Source organism: Lysinibacillus odysseyi 34hs-1 = NBRC 100172, from assembly GCF_001591965.1.
Lineage (GTDB): Bacteria > Bacillota > Bacilli > Bacillales_A > Planococcaceae > Lysinibacillus_B > Lysinibacillus_B odysseyi.
This window is the reverse complement of record NZ_BCVX01000013.1, coordinates 41,417-59,092: the sequence shown is the minus strand read 5'-3', so window position 1 is coordinate 59,092 and position 17,676 is coordinate 41,417. Positions and strand designations below refer to the sequence as shown.

21 protein-coding genes and 1 other annotated feature (1 of these 22 running past the window's edge) are annotated in these 17,676 nt (G+C 42.1%); of the genes, 19 read left to right on the top strand and 2 right to left on the bottom strand.

Features of this window, described 5'->3' with window-relative positions; genetic code table 11:
* Positions 1–22, top strand: a binding site (T-box leader) (it extends 211 nt beyond the left edge of the window).
* Positions 23–128: 106 nt separating this feature from the next.
* The 14 genes from alaS to BOD01S_RS23095 all read left to right on the top strand — a co-directional run bounded on the left by alaS (position 129) and on the right by BOD01S_RS23095 (position 12,185).
* Positions 129–2,786: an alanine--tRNA ligase gene (gene alaS / locus BOD01S_RS18925; RefSeq protein ID WP_036156693.1), complete on the top strand. Its 2,658-nt coding sequence runs from the start codon at positions 129–131 to the stop codon at positions 2,784–2,786.
* An 83-nt stretch (positions 2,787–2,869) separates the two neighbouring features.
* Positions 2,870–3,142, top strand: coding sequence for an IreB family regulatory phosphoprotein (locus BOD01S_RS18920; protein WP_036156695.1), 273 nt, complete (start codon positions 2,870–2,872; stop codon positions 3,140–3,142).
* Positions 3,139–3,555, top strand: coding sequence for a Holliday junction resolvase RuvX (ruvX, locus tag BOD01S_RS18915; RefSeq protein ID WP_036156697.1), 417 nt, complete (start codon positions 3,139–3,141; stop codon positions 3,553–3,555). The genes BOD01S_RS18920 and ruvX overlap by 4 nt, the downstream gene beginning before the upstream one ends.
* Before the next feature lie 59 nt (positions 3,556–3,614).
* Positions 3,615–3,920: a DUF1292 domain-containing protein gene (locus BOD01S_RS18910; protein WP_036156699.1), complete on the top strand. Its 306-nt coding sequence runs from the start codon at positions 3,615–3,617 to the stop codon at positions 3,918–3,920.
* Positions 3,921–4,029: 109 nt separating this feature from the next.
* Positions 4,030–4,548 carry a DUF1292 domain-containing protein gene (locus BOD01S_RS18905; protein WP_036156701.1) on the top strand — a complete coding sequence of 173 codons (519 nt, stop codon included), beginning with the start codon at positions 4,030–4,032 and terminating at the stop codon, positions 4,546–4,548.
* Positions 4,549–4,680: 132 nt separating this feature from the next.
* Entirely contained in the window at positions 4,681–5,799 is a 1,119-nt protein-coding gene (mltG, locus tag BOD01S_RS18900) for an endolytic transglycosylase MltG (protein ID WP_088321727.1), read from the top strand.
* A gap of 275 nt (positions 5,800–6,074) precedes the next feature.
* Entirely contained in the window at positions 6,075–6,707 is a 633-nt protein-coding gene (locus tag BOD01S_RS18895) for an O-methyltransferase (protein WP_036156703.1), read from the top strand.
* A gap of 5 nt (positions 6,708–6,712) precedes the next feature.
* The gene (locus tag BOD01S_RS18890; protein WP_036156705.1) at positions 6,713–7,645 is read left to right on the top strand and encodes a peptidase U32 family protein; all 933 of its coding nucleotides are present in this window, start codon (positions 6,713–6,715) and stop codon (positions 7,643–7,645) included.
* Positions 7,646–7,660: 15 nt separating this feature from the next.
* Positions 7,661–8,941, top strand: coding sequence for a peptidase U32 family protein (locus BOD01S_RS18885; protein WP_036156707.1), 1,281 nt, complete (start codon positions 7,661–7,663; stop codon positions 8,939–8,941).
* On the top strand, positions 8,941–9,576 hold the full coding sequence (udk, locus tag BOD01S_RS18880; RefSeq protein ID WP_036156709.1) for a uridine kinase: 636 nt from the start codon (positions 8,941–8,943) through the stop codon (positions 9,574–9,576). Before BOD01S_RS18885 ends, udk begins: the two co-directional genes overlap by 1 nt.
* 254 nt (positions 9,577–9,830) lie before the next feature.
* Positions 9,831–10,325: a transcription elongation factor GreA gene (gene greA / locus BOD01S_RS18875; protein ID WP_036156712.1), complete on the top strand. Its 495-nt coding sequence runs from the start codon at positions 9,831–9,833 to the stop codon at positions 10,323–10,325.
* Positions 10,326–10,511: 186 nt separating this feature from the next.
* Positions 10,512–11,174, top strand: coding sequence for a YrrS family protein (locus BOD01S_RS18870; RefSeq protein ID WP_036156714.1), 663 nt, complete (start codon positions 10,512–10,514; stop codon positions 11,172–11,174).
* A 63-nt stretch (positions 11,175–11,237) separates the two neighbouring features.
* Positions 11,238–11,930, top strand: a complete 693-nt coding sequence (mtnN, locus tag BOD01S_RS18865; RefSeq protein ID WP_036156716.1) for a 5'-methylthioadenosine/S-adenosylhomocysteine nucleosidase — start codon at positions 11,238–11,240, stop codon at positions 11,928–11,930.
* Between the two features lie 78 nt (positions 11,931–12,008).
* Positions 12,009–12,185 (top strand): hypothetical protein, encoded by a 177-nt coding sequence (locus tag BOD01S_RS23095; protein WP_156117049.1) that lies wholly within the window; start codon positions 12,009–12,011, stop codon positions 12,183–12,185.
* 119 nt (positions 12,186–12,304) lie between these two features.
* Here BOD01S_RS23095 and sigK read toward each other — a convergent pair whose 3' ends face one another.
* Both sigK and pssA read right to left on the bottom strand, forming a co-directional pair.
* Positions 12,305–12,988 (bottom strand): RNA polymerase sporulation sigma factor SigK, encoded by a 684-nt coding sequence (gene sigK / locus BOD01S_RS18860; RefSeq protein WP_036156825.1) that lies wholly within the window; start codon positions 12,986–12,988, stop codon positions 12,305–12,307.
* Between the two features lie 99 nt (positions 12,989–13,087).
* Positions 13,088–13,627, bottom strand: a complete 540-nt coding sequence (pssA, locus tag BOD01S_RS18855; RefSeq protein ID WP_036156719.1) for a CDP-diacylglycerol--serine O-phosphatidyltransferase — start codon at positions 13,625–13,627, stop codon at positions 13,088–13,090.
* Positions 13,628–13,964: 337 nt separating this feature from the next.
* On the opposite strand from pssA, the gene BOD01S_RS18850 reads away from it, so the two are divergent.
* The 5 genes from BOD01S_RS18850 (at position 13,965) to yhbY (ending at position 17,673) form a co-directional block, all read left to right on the top strand.
* Entirely contained in the window at positions 13,965–14,747 is a 783-nt protein-coding gene (locus tag BOD01S_RS18850; protein ID WP_036156721.1) for a phosphatidylserine decarboxylase, read from the top strand.
* A gap of 32 nt (positions 14,748–14,779) precedes the next feature.
* Positions 14,780–15,298, top strand: coding sequence for a YqeG family HAD IIIA-type phosphatase (locus tag BOD01S_RS18845; protein ID WP_036156722.1), 519 nt, complete (start codon positions 14,780–14,782; stop codon positions 15,296–15,298).
* 2 nt (positions 15,299–15,300) lie between these two features.
* On the top strand, positions 15,301–16,404 hold the full coding sequence (gene yqeH / locus BOD01S_RS18840; protein WP_036156724.1) for a ribosome biogenesis GTPase YqeH: 1,104 nt from the start codon (positions 15,301–15,303) through the stop codon (positions 16,402–16,404).
* A gap of 127 nt (positions 16,405–16,531) precedes the next feature.
* Positions 16,532–17,362 (top strand): shikimate dehydrogenase, encoded by an 831-nt coding sequence (gene aroE / locus BOD01S_RS18835; protein ID WP_036156726.1) that lies wholly within the window; start codon positions 16,532–16,534, stop codon positions 17,360–17,362.
* Positions 17,363–17,367: 5 nt separating this feature from the next.
* Positions 17,368–17,673 carry a ribosome assembly RNA-binding protein YhbY gene (gene yhbY, locus BOD01S_RS18830; RefSeq protein ID WP_036156728.1) on the top strand — a complete coding sequence of 102 codons (306 nt, stop codon included), beginning with the start codon at positions 17,368–17,370 and terminating at the stop codon, positions 17,671–17,673.
* Positions 17,674–17,676: the final 3 nt, after the last annotated feature.

The following is a 17,676-nucleotide window of genomic DNA, read 5'->3' as shown; positions in this document are numbered from 1 at the left end:
GACAACAGTCCTCGTCCCTTATTTGGGATGGGGGCTTTTTATTTTGGGCTACATGGAAAGCAATGTGCCAGGGTACCTACTGCTTTTTCCCATTCATTATGTACTAATTAAAAGGAGGAACAAACATTATGAAAGCTTCAGAAATTCGCCGTCTATTTTTAGAATTCTTTAAAGAAAAAAATCACCATCAAGAACCGTCAGCTCCACTTGTACCAATTAATGACCCATCATTATTATGGATCAACTCAGGTGTTGCGACATTAAAGCCGTATTTTGATGGCCGCATTATCCCGGAGAACCCGCGGATTACAAATGCGCAAAAATCAATCCGGACAAACGATATTGAAAACGTAGGGAAAACAGCGCGTCATCATACATTCTTCGAGATGTTGGGGAATTTTTCTATCGGAGATTACTTTAAAAAAGAAGCAATTCATTTCGCTTGGGAGTTCCTTACAGATAAGCGCTGGATGGGCTTTGACCCGGAAAAATTGTCCGTCACAATTCATCCAGAAGACCAGGAAGCGTATGATATTTGGCATAAAGAAATCGGTCTGCCGGAAGAACGTTTAATCCGCTTGGAAGGGAATTTCTGGGATATTGGTGAAGGTCCATCCGGTCCAAACTCGGAAATCTTCTACGATCGCGGTGAGGAATACGAAGGAGATACACCGGAATCAGAAATGTACACTGGCGGGGAAAACGAACGGTATCTGGAAATTTGGAACCTTGTATTTTCACAATTCAACCATAATCCAGATGGTACGTACACACCGCTGCCAAAGCAAAATATCGATACAGGCATGGGTCTTGAACGGATTGTATCTGTTGTACAAAATGTGCCGACAAACTTTGATACAGATTTATTCATGCCGATTATTGAAAAAGTAGAGGAATTTGCAAACCGCAAGTATAAACGTCCACATGAAGTAGACCTAAAAGAAATTTTTGGTTCTACAGAAGATATTAATACGCCTTTTAAAGTAATTGCGGACCATATCCGTACAGTAGCATTTGCTATCGGGGACGGGGCACTTCCATCAAATGAAGGACGCGGTTATGTATTACGCCGCTTGCTTCGCCGTGCGGTTCGTTACGCAAAACAGATTGGTATCGAAAAGCCATTCATGTACAAGCTTGTACCGACAGTTGGAGAAATTATGAAAGACTTCTATCCAGAAGTAACACAAAAGAGTGAATTTATTCAGCGTGTTATTAAAAATGAAGAAGATCGTTTCCATGAAACGCTTGATGGCGGATTAGCAATCCTTTCTGACGTTATTGCGTCCCAAAAGGAAAAAGGTGAAACAGTTATTCCAGGTGCAGATGCGTTCCGCTTATATGATACATTCGGCTTCCCGGTGGAATTAACGGAAGAATATGCAGAAGAAGCAGGCATGACAGTTGACCACCAAGGCTTTGAAACAGCGATGGAAGAACAGCGTGAACGTGCTCGTAACGCACGTGCTGACGTAGATTCTATGCAGGTACAAAATGAAGTACTGGCAAACTTAACACAAGAGTCAACGTATATTTATGATGCTTTCGAAACACAAGGTGAAATCATGGCTATAGTCGTAGAGGGACAAAGTGCAGAAACGGCTTCAGAAGGGCAGGAAGCATTAGTTATCCTATCTGCTACACCTTTCTATGCAGAGATGGGCGGACAAATTGCCGATACAGGCGTGATTGAGTCTGATACATTTAAAGCGGTTGTAAAAGATGTGCAAAAAGCACCAAATGGTCAACCACTTCATACAGTTGTCATCGAGTCCGGTGAAATGCATGTAGGTGAACAAGTAAAAGCAACTGTAGATGCCGATAAACGTAAATTAATTTTAAAAAACCATACAGCAACGCATTTAATGCACCGTGCATTAAAAGATGTATTAGGTGATCATGTTGCACAAGCTGGTTCTTATGTAGGGCCTGACCGTCTTCGCTTTGACTTCTCACATTTTGGTGCAGCAACGAAAGAAGAGCTGGCACGGGTGGAACGGGAAGTAAACGAAAAAATTTGGGAGGATATCGAAGTAGTGATCCGCGAAATGCCGATTGATGAGGCTAAAGAAATGGGCGCGATGGCTCTATTCGGTGAAAAGTATGGCGATGTTGTACGTGTAGTTGCCGTATCTGATTACTCCATCGAGCTTTGTGGTGGTCTTCACGTTGCACGCTCTTCCGAAATTGGCTTCTTCAAAATCGTCTCAGAGAGCGGTATTGGTGCCGGTACGCGTCGTATTGAAGCTGTCACAGGTAAAGCGGCGTACGAGGCTGTAAAGGAAGAAGAAGCAATCTTGGCTGAAGCAGCAGCTCTTCTAAAAGCAAATCCAAAAGATGTAGCAACGCGTGTAGCAGGCCTTCAAGCAGATTACAAAGAATTACAGCGTGAAAATGAATCCCTTTCACAAAAAATTGCCAATGCACAAGCAGGCGCCGTATTGGATGCAGCACAAAAAATTGGCGATGTGACGGTACTGGCAACACGTGTGGAAGCAAAAGATAACAATCAGCTTCGTCAAATGATGGATGACCTAAAAGCAAAAATGGAGTCTGCAGTCATTGTACTTGGTGCAGCCGATGGGGATAAAGTTATGCTTTGTGCAGGTGTAACGAAGGATATTGTAGGCGGTGCTTATCATGCCGGTAACATCGTAAAGTCAGTCGCAGAGCAGTGCGGCGGTAAAGGCGGCGGCCGTCCAGATATGGCAATGGCTGGAGCAAAAGAAGTTGCAAAACTTGATGAAGCATTAAATTCTGTGTATGATTACGTTAAATCCATTTAATTAAGGGTAAAGTTCGGTTATAATGATAAGAAATGGAGATGGAGGAATCCATCTCCTTATTTCTGAAAGCGAGGTGCGGATTCTTGAGTTCTTTTGATCAAACGATGAAATTCAATTTCCCTGAAGAATCAATGGAAGAAGAAGTAAAGCAAGTCATGCTGAAGGTGTATGCAGCATTGGAGGAAAAAGGCTACAACCCTACGAACCAAATTGTAGGCTATCTTTTATCCGGTGACCCGGCCTACATCCCTCGCCACCAGGACGCACGTAATTTAATTCGCAAACTCGAGCGAGATGAAATTCTCGAGGAGCTCGTAAAATTTTATATTAAAAAGAATACTGAGGCGAACAAATGAGAATTATGGGGTTAGACGTCGGCACGAAAACGGTCGGCGTTGCAATTAGCGATGCTCTTGGCTGGACGGCGCAAGGAATCGAAACTGTGAAAATCGATGAGGAAGCAGGCGAATTCGGTATTGAACGAATTAAAGAGCTTGTAACGGAGTATGCTGTAACAGAATTTGTTGTCGGCTATCCAAAAAACATGAATAACACAGTTGGGCCACGTGGCGAAGCTTCCGAAAAGTATAAAAAGCTTTTGGAAGAAACGTTCGGCCTGCCCGTAAAGCTTTGGGACGAGCGTCTGACAACTATGGCTGCAGAGCGAATGCTGATTGAAGCGGATGTCAGTCGGAAAAAGCGGAAGCAGGTCATCGATAAAATGGCCGCTGTCATGATCCTTCAAGGTTATCTGGACAGCAAAAATTAAGTGCCCTTTTACAAAAATGAAAGCGGCAGCAGTAAAATTAACGGAAAAGAGGGTTTAATATGTCAGAACAAAACGAAGAACGCTATTTAACAATAATCAATGATAAAGGTGAAGAAGAACTGTGTGAAATTTTAGATACAGTATACTCTGAGCGCTTTGATAAAAACTATGTACTTTATTCACTTGTCGGCTCTGAGGATGAGAACGGCTATGTTGAAATACATGCTTATGCATTTGAGCCATCAGAAAACGGTGAAGATGGTGAGCTTTTACCGATTGAAACAGATGAAGAGTGGGAATTCATCGAAGATTTCCTTGCACAGCGTGAAGACGAGCTCGGAGAAGAAGAGGAAGACGAAGAGTAATTTCGTCTTACCATACTTGCAAAGTAGTTAAAGAATATAACAAATACTAAAAGAAAACAGAGTGGGCATGACGCTCGCTCTGTTTTCTACATATTAGGAGGTAGATAAAATGGATGAACAAATTTTTATTTTAAAAAATGATGCCGGAGAAGAGCAACGCTGCCAAGTAGTTTTTAACTTTGAAACAGATGACCATTCTTACGTATTATTTACCCTTATTAATGAAGAGGGAGAAAGCATTTCAGATGTGACAGCGCTTCGGTATGAGCTGGACGAAAATGGCGAAATGGCTGATTTTAAAGATTTGGAAACGGAAGAAGAATGGGCCATGGTAGAAGAGGTGATGAATACTGTCTTTGCAGAATTCGGTGAAGACCAGTTGAATTACTTTACTGTTTTGGGTGAAGACGGGGAAGAGACTGTCTGCCAAGTGCTATACCGCTTTGAAGAGGGTGGAAAGAATTATTTATTCTATGGCCTGGCCGACGATGAGGAAAAGGAAGAAGTGTTTGCAGCTGCCTATATTGCAGACGAGAACGGTGCTGTAGCTGACCTTCTGCCGATTGAAACAGATGAGGAATGGGCAATGGTAGAAAAAGTACTCGCTTCTTTATCAGCAGAACAATAAGTAAAAATTCCGTAAAATGCGGAACTATTTTGGGTGCCCCTTCACTCGCTTGAGGGGGCGCTTTTTAGGTTTTGTTTGTCTCCCTATTGAAAATCTTGTATCATATTGAGAGAGAAAAAGGGGGGGGAACCCGTGGATAAAGAATCAATGAAGCAGGAAATGTTGGAAAAAATGAAAGAGCGTAAAAGTGAGGTTAAAATCGTGCGTAAACTCGTAGCAATCATAGCCCTGGCATTTTTATTAATATTTGCAATTGGCGGCTTCGTAGCCTTCAGCTACATAAAATCAGCACTTCAACCAATGGACCCGGATTCAGAAAAGGAAGTGGCTGTTGAAATTCCGATGGGCTCAGGTGTGACAAGCATTTCCCAAATACTTGAGGAAAAAGGGATTGTCAAAAACGCACGGATTTTTAAATATTATGCAAAGTTTAAAAATGAATCATCGTTCCAAGCGGGAGATTATACGATGACCAAGGCAATGACACTTGACGAAATTATAGAAAGCCTTAAAACAGGAAAAGTATACCGTGAACCTTTATTTACACTTACTGTACCGGAAGGTTTAACACTTGATCAAATTGCTAAAGTCATTGAAAAGAAAACAAGCTATACAGCCGAAGAGTTTATGGCAAAGGTTAACGATAAAGCATTTATCGAATCGATGATGGGAGAATTCCCGCAATTATTGACAAATGATATCTTAGGCGAGAATATCCGCTATCCGTTAGAAGGCTATTTATATCCCGCTACATATCCATTTTACGTAGAGAAGCCGCCACTTGACGAAATAATCCATACGATGATTTCTTCAATGAACACTGTGGTGCTGGAGTATAAAGCCGGCTATGAAGAACGCGATATGACGGTACATCAATTTGTAACGTTTGCTTCCCTGCTGGAAGAGGAGGCGACAGCTTCTACAGATCGTGAAACAATTGCCAGCGTGTTCTATAACCGTTTGAAAGTTGATATGCCATTACAAACTGACCCGACCGTCCTTTATTCATTAGGTGAACATAAAGACCGTGTATTATATGAAGACTTAGAAGTCGACAACCCGTATAATACTTATAAAAATGCAGGGCTGACACCTGGTCCGATTGCTGCACCGGGAAAATCATCGCTTGAGGCAGCGATTAGTCCAAGCGATACGGACTATTTATACTTCCTTGCAGACAAAGATGGAAACAATCATTTTGCCAAGACTTACGAGGAACATTTGAGTAATGTAGACAAATATATTAAGTAATGCCAATGTCCAAATAGGAGGAATCGAGTAAAGATTATTCGCATTCCTTCTATTTTCATGCTATTATAAATTGTGATTTTTTGTCCTCAATAGCGATAGATCTCATGGACGCAAACATACCGTTTCGTCTTTTTTGTTTGTACATTACTATGTAGGATAATGAGAACTTTCTATTTCGAGAAATAACTAGGCCTTCATGTTGATTAAAAAGTAGTTAGATGAACTTGCTTTGGCAGTCATGAATGCACTTTTCGGATTATGTAAGGAGTTTTTTAATGGAATTATCTGATGCTTATATCGAAACCTTTATTCAGCCTCGAAGTGAATTGCTGCTGGAAATGGAACAGTTTGCCGCGGAGCATCATGTACCTATTATGCAGCTTTCTGGAATCGAAGCATTAAATCAATTATTACGAATCCAAAAACCGACAAGAATTTTGGAAATAGGAACAGCAATCGGCTATTCAGCTATGCGTATGGCACTGGCGCTGCCGGATGCAAAAATTGTTACAATTGAGCGGGATGCCGAACGCGTGGCACATGCACGTGCTTTTATCGAGCGTTCCGAGGTAGCTGACCGCATTACTATTGTAGAAGGCGATGCATTAGAGGTAGAAGTCGGACAGTTTCATGCAGCGTATGACGCTGTGTTTATTGATGCGGCAAAAGGCCAGTATCAAAAGTTTTTTGAGAAATATTCGCCGCTCGTACCGTCAGGCGGAGTACTGTACATTGATAATATGTACATGCATGGATTATCAGATTTAGATATTAAAGAAGTGCCAAGAAGAAAAAGAACGATGATTCGAAACTTAAAGACGTTTACGGATTGGGTCATGCAGCATCCGGATTATACGAGTGCTTTTTTCCCGGTTGGTGACGGCTTGTTAATTTGTTTGAAGAGGTGACAAGGGTGAAGAAACCAGAACTATTAGTAACACCGCAAACGGTCGCACATATACAAGATTTGCTTGAAGCCGGTGCAGATGCGTTTGTAATAGGGGAACAGAAATTTGGCCTGCGCTTGGCAGGAGAGTTTACTGTCGGACAGGTAGAAGAGGCGACAAAACTAATTCATGCTGCAGGGAAAAAGGTATACGTAGCGGTGAATGCACTATTCCACAATGACCGGCTGGATGATTTAGAACTATACTTAAAAGAAATGCAGCGAATTGGCGTGGATGCCTTACTTTTCGGTGACCCGGCTGTTGTAGTGGCTGTACGAGAATTAGGAATTACGATACCGCTGCATTGGAATCCCGAAACGATTGCTACGAACTGGTTCCAAGTGAACTATTGGGGTCAGCGCGGCAGTAAGCGTGCTGTTTTAGCGCGTGAGCTATCCTTGGATGAGGTGCTTGAAATCAAGGAAAACGCAAAAACAGAAATTGAAGTGCAAGTCCATGGCATGACGTGCATGTTCCAGTCGAAACGTTCTCTATTAGGGAACTACTTCCTGTACCGTGATCAAGTAATGGAAGTAGAAAACCGCAAAGAAAACAAAAATATGTTCCTTCATGATAAAGAACGTAAAAATAAATACCCGATTTACGAAGATGTAAACGGAACGCATATTTTTTCACCAAATGATATGTGCATTATCGACGAGTTAGGTGAGCTGTTCGAGGCGGGGATTGACTCGTTAAAATTTGATGGTATCCTTCATTCTTATGAATACATCGTCAAGGTAACAGGACTTTACCGTCAAGCAATCGATGCATACTTCGATCAAGGTGAAGAGGCATATGAGGATATTAAAGATGATTTACTTGCACAAATTGAAGAAATTCAACCAGCATTGCGCCCGCTCGATACTGGCTTCATCTTTAAGGAAACAGTTTACTAGAAGGGAGCAGCTTATATGCTACAGTTAATTCAAAACGAAAAAATTCGTGAAATAAAAGATGGCCGGCGTGTCATTGTGAAAAAACCTGAGCTGCTTGCTCCAGCCGGCAGCTTGGAAAAATTAAAAATAGCTGTTCATTATGGGGCGGATGCAGTGTTTATCGGCGGCCAGGAATTTGGTCTGCGTTCGAATGCTGATAACTTCACGATTGAAGAAATGCGTGAAGGGGTAGAGTTTGCAAAGAAATATGGTGCTGTTGTATACGTTACAACAAACATTTTTGCCCACAATGAAAATATGGACGGGCTGGAAGAATATTTGGAAGCAATTGAGGGAGCCGGCGTTACAGGCATTATCGTGGCAGATCCATTGATTATTGAAACATGCCGCCGCGTTGCACCAAAGCTTGAGATTCACCTTTCCACACAGCAGTCCTTATCCAATTGGAAAGCAGTGAAGTATTGGAAGGAAGAAGGTCTTCACCGTGTCGTATTAGCACGGGAAGTAGGCGCGGAAGAAATGCGGAAGATGAAAGAAGAAGTGGACATCGAGATCGAAGCATTTGTTCACGGAGCAATGTGTATTGCCTATTCAGGCCGATGCGTTCTATCCAACCATATGACTGCCCGCGACTCAAACCGCGGCGGCTGCTGTCAGTCTTGCCGCTGGGACTATGATTTGTATGAAAATAAAGATGGTGAAGAAGTGCCGCTGTTTGAAGAAGGCGATGCACCATTTGCTATGAGTCCAAAAGACTTGAAATTAATCGAATCTATTCCGCATATGATTGAGCTTGGTATTGATTCATTAAAAGTGGAAGGCCGGATGAAATCAATTCACTATGTAGCGACAGTTATTTCTGTTTACCGTAAAGTAATTGATGCCTATTGTGCTGATCCGGAACATTTCCAAATTAAAAAAGAGTGGCTGGAAGAGCTATCCCGCTGTGCCATCCGTGCAACAGCTTCCTCATTCTTCGAGTCTGAACCAACATACAAGCAGCAAATGTTCGGATTCCACGCTTCAAAACCAAAATGGGACTTTGCCGGTCTTGTGCTTGATTATGATGCAGAGACACAAATGGTGACGCTTGAACAGCGCAACTACTTCAAGCCTGGTGATACGGTTGAATTTTTTGGTCCGGATATTGAAACATTCCAAATGGTTGTAGAGCAAATATGGGATGAAGAAGGCAATGAACTAGATGTTGCCCGCCATCCTCTGCAAATTATTAAATTTAAAGTAGATCAGCCGCTTCATGCATATAACATGATGCGAAAGGAGAACAAAAAGTAATGAATAAGCGTCCAGTAGTCATCGGGATCGCCGGTGGGTCATGTTCAGGTAAAACAAGTGTGACGCGCTCCATCTATGAAGTTTTCCGCGAACATTCTGTAGTGGTTATCGAGCAGGATTATTATTATAAAGATCAAAGCCATATGACATTTGAGGAGCGGCTGGAGACAAACTATGACCACCCGCTGGCTTTTGATACAGACTTGTTGATCGACCATGTAAACAAACTTTTGAACCGTCAGGCAATTGACAAGCCGGTATATGATTATGTACATCATACACGTGCTGAAGAAGTCATTCATGTCGAGCCAAAAGATGTGATTATTGTGGAGGGTATTCTTGTATTAGAAGACGAACGTCTACGTGAATTGATGGATATAAAATTATTTGTCGATACTGATCCGGATCTTCGCATCATTCGAAGAATCCAGCGCGATATTAAAGAACGCGGACGTACAGCGGATTCAGTCATTGAACAATATTTGACGGCAGTTCGCCCAATGCATAATATGTTTATCGAGCCGACAAAGCGGTATGCCGATGTCATTATCCCGGAAGGTGGAGATAATGGGGTTGCAATCGATTTGATGGTTACAAAAATTAAAACAATTCTTGAAACTGACTCGATTGTATAATATGATGTATTGGTATTGACAATATTTACATTCATTATATTGGAATAAAGACCAAATAATGATTCATAAGCATACTCATAAAATTCGACTATAAGTATCGGTGGCAGCGCATGTCTTTTTGGACGTGCGTTGTCATATACATAGCTAATAGTCGGGTTTTATGTTATGTATAACTATTTCTAAAAGAAAACGGTTGCATTTTAAACTTTAAGGTGTATAGTAATGTTTTCAAGGAAGATGAAGGAGTGAGCATTTTGTCAAATGAAAAACAATACCCAATGACATTGGACGGAAAAGCGAAGTTAGAGGAAGAATTAGAATACTTAAAAACGGTGAAACGTAAAGAAGTGGTAGAGCGTATCAAAACTGCCCGCTCGTTTGGCGATCTTTCCGAGAACTCTGAGTATGATTCCGCTAAAGAAGAGCAAGGCTTTGTAGAAGGTCGTATTTCTACAATTGAATCTATGCTGCGCAATGCCCTAATTATTACAGATGAGCAGGATGATACTACAGAGCTTTTAGTATCGCTTGGCCGCACGGTAACATTCGATTTGCTTGAAGATGGAGAACCGGAGGGTGAGCCGGAATCCTATAAAATCGTCGGCTCTGCAGAAGCGGACCCTTCAGAAGGCCGTATCTCAAACGATTCACCGATGGCTAAAGCATTAATGGGCCATAAATTAAATGATAAAGTAAAAATTTCGACGCCGGGTGGAGAAATGGAAGTCGTAATTTTAGAAATTAAATAATAGAATAAGTTGTTTCCGTTTATTTGCGGGAACAACTTTTTTTATTGTCAGTCCTATGATAAGGAAGGTTTTTTGAAACGCTTCATCCAAGTTGATAAATGTCATTTGGATAAAAGGCCAGGTATGCTGCGAGTAGGCATAGACTATTAAGTATTGGTAAAATAGCATCAGGAAGGGGGACTATATATGAGTAAAAAAGAGAAGGAACGTCTAGATCCTTCACAGCCTGCTACACGGACAAATCGACGTAAAGAAAAAATGGACCGTACATTGAATTATTTAATAGGGATTGTATCTGTATTGATTGTTATTAGTGTAATCGTCATTTTTACAGGGAACGAAGATGAGGAAGCAGCAAAAGAGCCTGCAGAGGAAACGCCGGTTGAATCCCAGCCTATAGAAGAAGAGGAGAATGCGGTGGAGGAAGATGAGGAAGTAGAATCAGAGCCGGCTCCACAAGATGAAGAAGAAGCCGAAGAGCCGACAGAAAGTGAAACTAATGCCCCAAAGGTTTCATCTTCCGATCAACCGGCAGTGGATGAAGTATGGACAAATGACGCATGGAAGCCATATGCTACAGCTCAGACTGGCGAACATACTTCCACATTTACAGAAGGCGATATTGATTATGAGGAGAAGTTAAAAGCTATTTACTCAGTCATCCCGCTTGACCAACAGGAGAGCATTCTTTGGTCTATCAGAAACAATGGCAATGCTAAATCGGCCGTAGCTGTCCTCTCTTCAAAAGATAAAGCGCAAAAGTACCGGGTAGCAATCGAATGGATAGATGACCAAGGGTGGAAGCCGCAGCAAGTAGAAGTGTTAAATACACTAGAAGGGGCATATTAGCTTGACATATATCTATCTGATTGATTATTTTAAGTAGAGTGTCTTGAAATGGAGGAATTATGAATGAAAATTGCTGTAATCGGAGCAATGGAGCAGGAAGTGGAGCAGCTCCGTGCCACGTTGGAAAACCCAAAAACAGAAACTATCGCAAACAGTGAGTACACAACAGGAATGTATAAGGGAAAAGAAGTTATTCTACTAAAGTCAGGAATTGGCAAGGTAAATGCGGCAATGACTACAACAGTGCTGCTACATACATTCAAACCGGATGTTGTCATTAATACCGGATCGGCAGGCGGATATGACCCGTCACTTGAGGTAGGGGCAGTCGTTATTTCTGACGAAGTGCGCCACCATGATGTTGATGTAACGATTTTTGGCTATGAAATGGGACAGGTGCCGCAAATGCCGGCAGCATTTAAATCGGATATGAAATTGAGGGAAGCTGCACGCGAAGCAGTAACAGAAGTAGGCGAGCATCAGTATGGCATCGGGCTGATCTGTTCAGGGGATGCTTTTATGAATGATCCGGAACGCGTAGAAAAGGTTCGTGCCTATTTCCCTCAAATGAAGGCTGTAGAAATGGAAGCGGCAGCCGTGGCACAAGTATGCCATCAGTTTGATACGCCGTTTGTTGTCATTCGTGCACTGTCAGATATCGCGGGGAAAGAATCGAATGTCAGTTTCGATGAGTTCCTGCCGGTAGCAGCAAAGCATTCAACTGCTGTTGTTTTAAAAGCAATCGAAAAATTATAAGCTATCTAGCTTTGATAATTAATAGAACGAAAAGAATGCAAACGGTAAGAGGAAAACTATTCTACCGAAAAATTCCTGATGGAAATACCGGAGAGTGTTAAAAAAATCACAGCCATTTTTGCCTCTGCATGGTACGATGTAGGAAAATCAACCTGGGGAGGTAAGGGTATGGTCTTTTTCATGACGGTGGCAATGGCAATCACAGCAGTTTTAATGCTGTTTATAACAGCAGATGTAGCAGAATACAAAAATTAATACAATGCGCATTGAAACGGTCGGTTTCAATGCGCATTTTTATTGGCTATAAAAGAGAAAAGCCGGGGAGAGGCCGGTGCAGATCTGCAAGGGGTGTATACGAAGACTTCAAAGAATGCCTAAGTTTGGTGTTTAAATTGCTGATACAGCTTCACAAGAGCCCTTTTTTCGATGCGGGATACATAGCTTCTGGATATATCCAATTGCTTGGCAATTTCCTTTTGCGTTAATGGCTTTACATTATTTAACCCGTAACGCAGCGTGATAATTTCCAGCTCCCGAGCATCAAGCACTTTTAAATATTGATAGAGCTGCTGATGCCGTTCTCTTTCCTCGATTTGATCGATTGTAGGCTTTTCATCAAATTGAAGTAAATCTCGTATTTGCAAAGCCTGCCCGTCTTTATCGACACCGATCGGCTCAAATAATGAGACATCCTTTTGGACTTTTTTCTGGGCCCGCAGATGCATCAGAATTTCATTTTCAATACAGCGCGCAGCATACGTGGCAAGCCGTGTTTTTTTATTTGGGGTAAAACTTGCCACAGCCTTCATTAAGCCGATTGTGCCGATGGAAATATAGTCATCGAGCTGCTCGTGTGGCGGATGAAATTTTTTCACGACATGTGCAACAAGCCGCATATTGCGTTCGATTAAATCGAGCCTAGCCTGCTCGTCACCGGCTAAAAAACGATCGAGTACTTGCTTTTCTTCTTCACGCGTAAATGGTTTGGAAAAAGCCTGCCCCTTTAAATAGCCAACTAATGAAGGGAAGTCTAGCCATAGCTGAAGAAGTGATACCATGATGCCCACGAAGCCATCCTTTCCTTTTTCGCAGTATATGTCGAAAAAGCATGGAAAATGAAAAAAAGGTCACGCATAAATCCTTGCGCAACCTTTTTGTTAAATTTTCTTTAATGTAACGGTACTGATCATCAATACTGCCAGGATGGGAAATAAGAACATATAAAAGACCGGTGATAATGCATGGGTAAAGAAAAAAGAGAATGTCAACAGTGTACCTGCAGCTGTAATCGGCAGCCCTACAAAGTAGCCGTTCGAATCCGTTACATTAAAGCGGGCAAGTCGAAAGGCCCCGCATGAAATATAAAGAATCGTCATAAACATACCAGCTCCGCCAAAATCCTTCAATGCAATTTCATACATCAATAATGCCGGTGCCATACCAAACGAAATAATATCCCCCATGGAATCAAGCTGTTTTCCTAATTCGGACTCCTGATTGAATTTCCTCGCCACTTTACCGTCATAGCGATCAAGGAATGCCGCAATAAATATAAATAACACACTATAACTATAAAATTCGTTTAAGCTGGCCATAATGGCCGCTCCGCCAAACGACATGTTAAGTACTGTAATTAAATTAGCAGCGTTCGCTTTTATTTTCTTCAAGGTCATGTCTACCTTATGAAGAAGAAACATTAGAAACACTCCTTTGCACTTTACTATTGTTTTATTATACTCTGAAATGGGTAGGTAAGAAAGGTTGTTCTCCTATCAATTATATGAAAATTACTTTTCAATGTTCCTACAAACTATTATAATAACCTTTTACCTTCTCTCGGCACAAGTCTCCCGCTTTTTAGAGACAGCAGGATGAGTACTAGTTTCAGTCATTTTTCTATGGTACATTCATACCGTGAGAAAAAAGAAAATAATGCCTCCGGCGAGTCATGCGATTCAGATTTGTACCTGCACTAGGACGAATCCAAACCCAATTACGCCGAGGTGTAATTGATTTATAGTTGGAGGAATACCGATGAAAGAGAAAATCTATCGATCCATGATTGAGCTCACTAATGGAAAACAAAGCTCGCTGTTACTGAAGAAGCTTGCAACTTCAGCACTTAGTAAAAAGTTTATTCAAAGCTACACTAAAGTATACGAGATTAACATAGAAGAAGTTTCAAAAAACATGGAGAATTATAAGAGTTTACATGAATTTTTCACCCGGTCGTTAAAAGAAGGTGTACGGCCGGTTGCCCAAGGAGAAAAGGTATTCACCAGCCCAGTGGACGCAAAAATTGAGGCATTCGGCGATATTCGGGATAGTATGACCCTCACGGTGAAAAATAAACCATATTCCTTGGAAGATCTATTTGGCAGCAAGGAGCGTGCAGCGAGATATCGAAACGGAAAATATATTGTGTTTTATTTAAGCCCTGCTGATTACCACCGTATCCATAGCCCGATTGACGGCGATGTAGTCCGCCAATATGTACTTGGCCAAAAATCCTATCCTGTTAACCAGCTAGGTTTGACGTATGGCAAGAAACCAATCAGCCATAATTATCGTATGATTAGTGAGCTTGCATATGCGCAGAATCGCCAGACTGCACTTATAAAAGTAGGGGCGATGTTTGTCAATTCCATTGAGCTGACGAATATAACAACAGTCTGGTCCAAAGGAGAAGAGGTAGGCTATTTTACATTTGGCTCAACAGTAGTCATGCTATTTGAAAAAGATGCAATCGAATTTTGCGAGAATGTCGGAGCCGGCACTACCATTCGGATGGGTCAAGCATTCGCAAATATGCTATAATCAATAATTATGAACGTGAGGGAGATTTAGGCTTGTATAATCATTTATTGCCAGATAAATTTGTATCGACTGTATTCGATATAACACCGGAAAATTTAAAAGAAATGGGCTTTCGTGGAATTATCACGGATTTGGATAATACGCTGATTGAGTGGGACCGGGCAGATGCAACAGAAGAGCTTGCTGCTTGGTTTAAACGGATGCAGGATGCGGGTATCCGCATTGTCATTGCATCCAATAATAATGAAGAACGGGTAAAGAGGTTTGCGGAGCCTTTAAGCATCCCTTATATTTCGCGTGCGCGAAAGCCGTTAGGAAAAGGCTTCTACCAGGCACTTGTCCGCTTGAAACTAAAGCGCGAGGAAGTGGCGATGGTAGGAGACCAATTACTGACAGACGTCATGGGGGCAAAGCGCCAAAAGCTCTATACAATTTTAGTTCGTCCGGTTGCCCAATCGGATGGTTTTGTGACGCGCTTCAATCGCTTTGTCGAGCGCCGTGTGTTTAATGAGTTAAAACGAAAAGGTATTAAGACTTGGGAGGATTTATAAGAATGAATGAAATGCCAAACTGTATTGGCTGTGGAGCAGTGATCCAGACAGAAGACAAAAGTGAGCTTGGATATGCACCACCATCGTCTCTAGAAAAAGAGACGATTATTTGCCAGCGCTGCTTCCGCCTGAAAAACTATAATGAAATCCAGCCGGTAAGCTTAACCGATGATGATTTTTTGCGTATATTAAACGGACTTGGAGAACAGCAAGGGCTGATCGTAAAAATTGTTGATATATTTGATTTCAATGGAAGCTGGCTGCCTGGGCTGCATCGATTCGTCGGGAAAAATCCTGTATTGCTCGTAGCTAATAAAGCGGACTTGCTCCCTAAATCAGTCAAGGCAAACAAAGTAATCAATTGGCTAAAACGAGAAGCGAAGGCACTTGGGCTAAACCCGGTAGATGTCATGCTTGTTTCTGCCCATAAAGGAAACGGGATGACTGAGGTAACCGAGGCGATTGACCATTATCGTAACGGGCAGGACGTGTTTGTTGTTGGCTGTACGAATGTTGGCAAGTCAACCTTTATTAACCGGATTATTAAACAGGCAACCGGTGAGGGAGAAGTAATTACAACTTCCCACTTCCCAGGAACAACGCTGGATATGATTGAAATCCCACTTGACGATGGTTCTGCGCTTTATGATACACCTGGGATTATTAATCACCATCAGATGGCACATTATTTAGACGCAACTGAGTTAAAATATATTATGCCGAAAAAAGAAATCAAGCCAAAGGTGTATCAACAAAATGAGGGACAGACATTGTTCATTGGGGCTTTGGCACGCTTTGATTTCATAAAAGGAGAGCGCTCGGCATTTACCGTGCATGTAGCGAATGATTTGCCAATCCATCGCACAAAGCTTGAAAATGCTGATCAACTATATGCTGAGCATAAAGGTGAGCTTCTGGCTCCTCCGACAGCAGCACATATCGGCCAGCTGCCTGAGCTCGTCCGGCATGAGTTTTCGATCAAGGATGGAAAAACGGATGTTGTATTCTCAGGACTCGGCTGGATTACAGTACAGCACCCGAATGTAGTCGTGGCTGCCTATGCGCCAAAAGGGGTACAAGTATTTATCCGTCCTTCGCTCATTTAATGAGCTGATAGACGTTTTCATAAAAGATAGGCAGCTCCTGCAAGCATTTACTTGTTGGATATAGCCGTCTATATAAACAAAAGCAAAGGTATTGTTGCACATAGTCTTTTGAAAAGGATGAGTTGAGATGAAAAAGTGGTTCGCGGTCATTGGAGATCCAATTGCACAGTCCAAATCTCCAAATATGCATCATATATGGTATGAGGAAGCTGGAGAGGATGCAGCCTATATTCCGATTCATGTAAAAGCAGAGGAGTTGGAGCAGGCAGTCCGGTCGTTAAAACTGCTGGGTGCAAGCGGATGGAATGTGACGATTCCACATAAACAATCGATCATTCCATTTTTAGACGAGTTAGATGAGCTGGCACAGAAAATGGGAGCAGTTAATACCGTGGTCAGGCTGGAAGATGGGAGACTGAAAGGTTATAACACGGATGGCCCAGGCTTTGTTCAGTCGTTGGAAGAGACAATTGGAACAGGCCACCGTCAAGATCCTCTGCTTCTTATTGGGGCAGGAGGAGCAGCGCGTGGTATCGCTTTTGCTCTTCAGCAGGCAGGGTATACATCTATTACAGTAGCAAATCGTACAGCTGCCAAGGCTGAAGCAATTGTTCAGGAGATGGGGGAAGGAAAGGCTTTATCATTGGAAGAGGCAGAAAGCACGCTTGACCTGTATAAAGTGTTTATTCAGACGACGCCGGCAGGTATGAGTACAGGCAATCTCGAACTGCCATTCTCCATGAAAAAGTTTCCCGCAGGCGCAATTGCGGCGGATATTGTGTATAATCCATTAATGACGCCTTTTTTACTTGCGGCTGAAGAAAAAGGAGCAGCAATTGTGAATGGACTTGGCATGTTCGTTCACCAAGGGGCGATTGCTTACCAATACTGGCTTGGTGAGTACCCGAATACAAATGGAATGATTGCCCGTTTGACGGAGCAATTAGGAGGAAAATAATTTTTATGTTAACAGGTAAACAAAAACGTTTTTTACGTGCTGAGGCACATCATCTAGACCCGATTTTCCAAGTGGGAAAAGGGGGAGTAAACGACCAAATGCTACGTCAATTGCGTGACGTATTAGAGGCACGCGAGCTGATTAAAGTGCGTATTTTGGATAATTGTGAAGAAGATAAACATGAAGTGGCCCAAGCATTAGCGGCAGGTACACGTGCAGAATTAGTTCAGTTAATCGGATTGACAGTGATCCTTTATAAGGAATCCCGCAATAATAAGAAAATCGTACTACCAAAAGCAGACAAAAAGTAAGGT

Coding starts and splice junctions, on each gene's coding strand:
- BOD01S_RS18885 (WP_036156707.1), top strand. CDS start 7,661: ATGCTACAGTTAATTCAAAACGAAAAAATTCGTGAAATAAAAGATGGC.
- yhbY (WP_036156728.1), top strand. CDS start 17,368: ATGTTAACAGGTAAACAAAAACGTTTTTTACGTGCTGAGGCACATCAT.
- BOD01S_RS23095 (WP_156117049.1), top strand. CDS start 12,009: ATGGAAATACCGGAGAGTGTTAAAAAAATCACAGCCATTTTTGCCTCT.
- ruvX (WP_036156697.1), top strand. CDS start 3,139: ATGAGAATTATGGGGTTAGACGTCGGCACGAAAACGGTCGGCGTTGCA.
- BOD01S_RS18905 (WP_036156701.1), top strand. CDS start 4,030: ATGGATGAACAAATTTTTATTTTAAAAAATGATGCCGGAGAAGAGCAA.
- pssA (WP_036156719.1), bottom strand. CDS start 13,627: ATGTTTCTTCTTCATAAGGTAGACATGACCTTGAAGAAAATAAAAGCG.
- mtnN (WP_036156716.1), top strand. CDS start 11,238: ATGAAAATTGCTGTAATCGGAGCAATGGAGCAGGAAGTGGAGCAGCTC.
- udk (WP_036156709.1), top strand. CDS start 8,941: ATGAATAAGCGTCCAGTAGTCATCGGGATCGCCGGTGGGTCATGTTCA.
- alaS (WP_036156693.1), top strand. CDS start 129: ATGAAAGCTTCAGAAATTCGCCGTCTATTTTTAGAATTCTTTAAAGAA.
- sigK (WP_036156825.1), bottom strand. CDS start 12,988: ATGGTATCACTTCTTCAGCTATGGCTAGACTTCCCTTCATTAGTTGGC.
- BOD01S_RS18895 (WP_036156703.1), top strand. CDS start 6,075: ATGGAATTATCTGATGCTTATATCGAAACCTTTATTCAGCCTCGAAGT.
- aroE (WP_036156726.1), top strand. CDS start 16,532: ATGAAAAAGTGGTTCGCGGTCATTGGAGATCCAATTGCACAGTCCAAA.
- yqeH (WP_036156724.1), top strand. CDS start 15,301: ATGAATGAAATGCCAAACTGTATTGGCTGTGGAGCAGTGATCCAGACA.
- BOD01S_RS18850 (WP_036156721.1), top strand. CDS start 13,965: ATGAAAGAGAAAATCTATCGATCCATGATTGAGCTCACTAATGGAAAA.
- BOD01S_RS18870 (WP_036156714.1), top strand. CDS start 10,512: ATGAGTAAAAAAGAGAAGGAACGTCTAGATCCTTCACAGCCTGCTACA.
- BOD01S_RS18910 (WP_036156699.1), top strand. CDS start 3,615: ATGTCAGAACAAAACGAAGAACGCTATTTAACAATAATCAATGATAAA.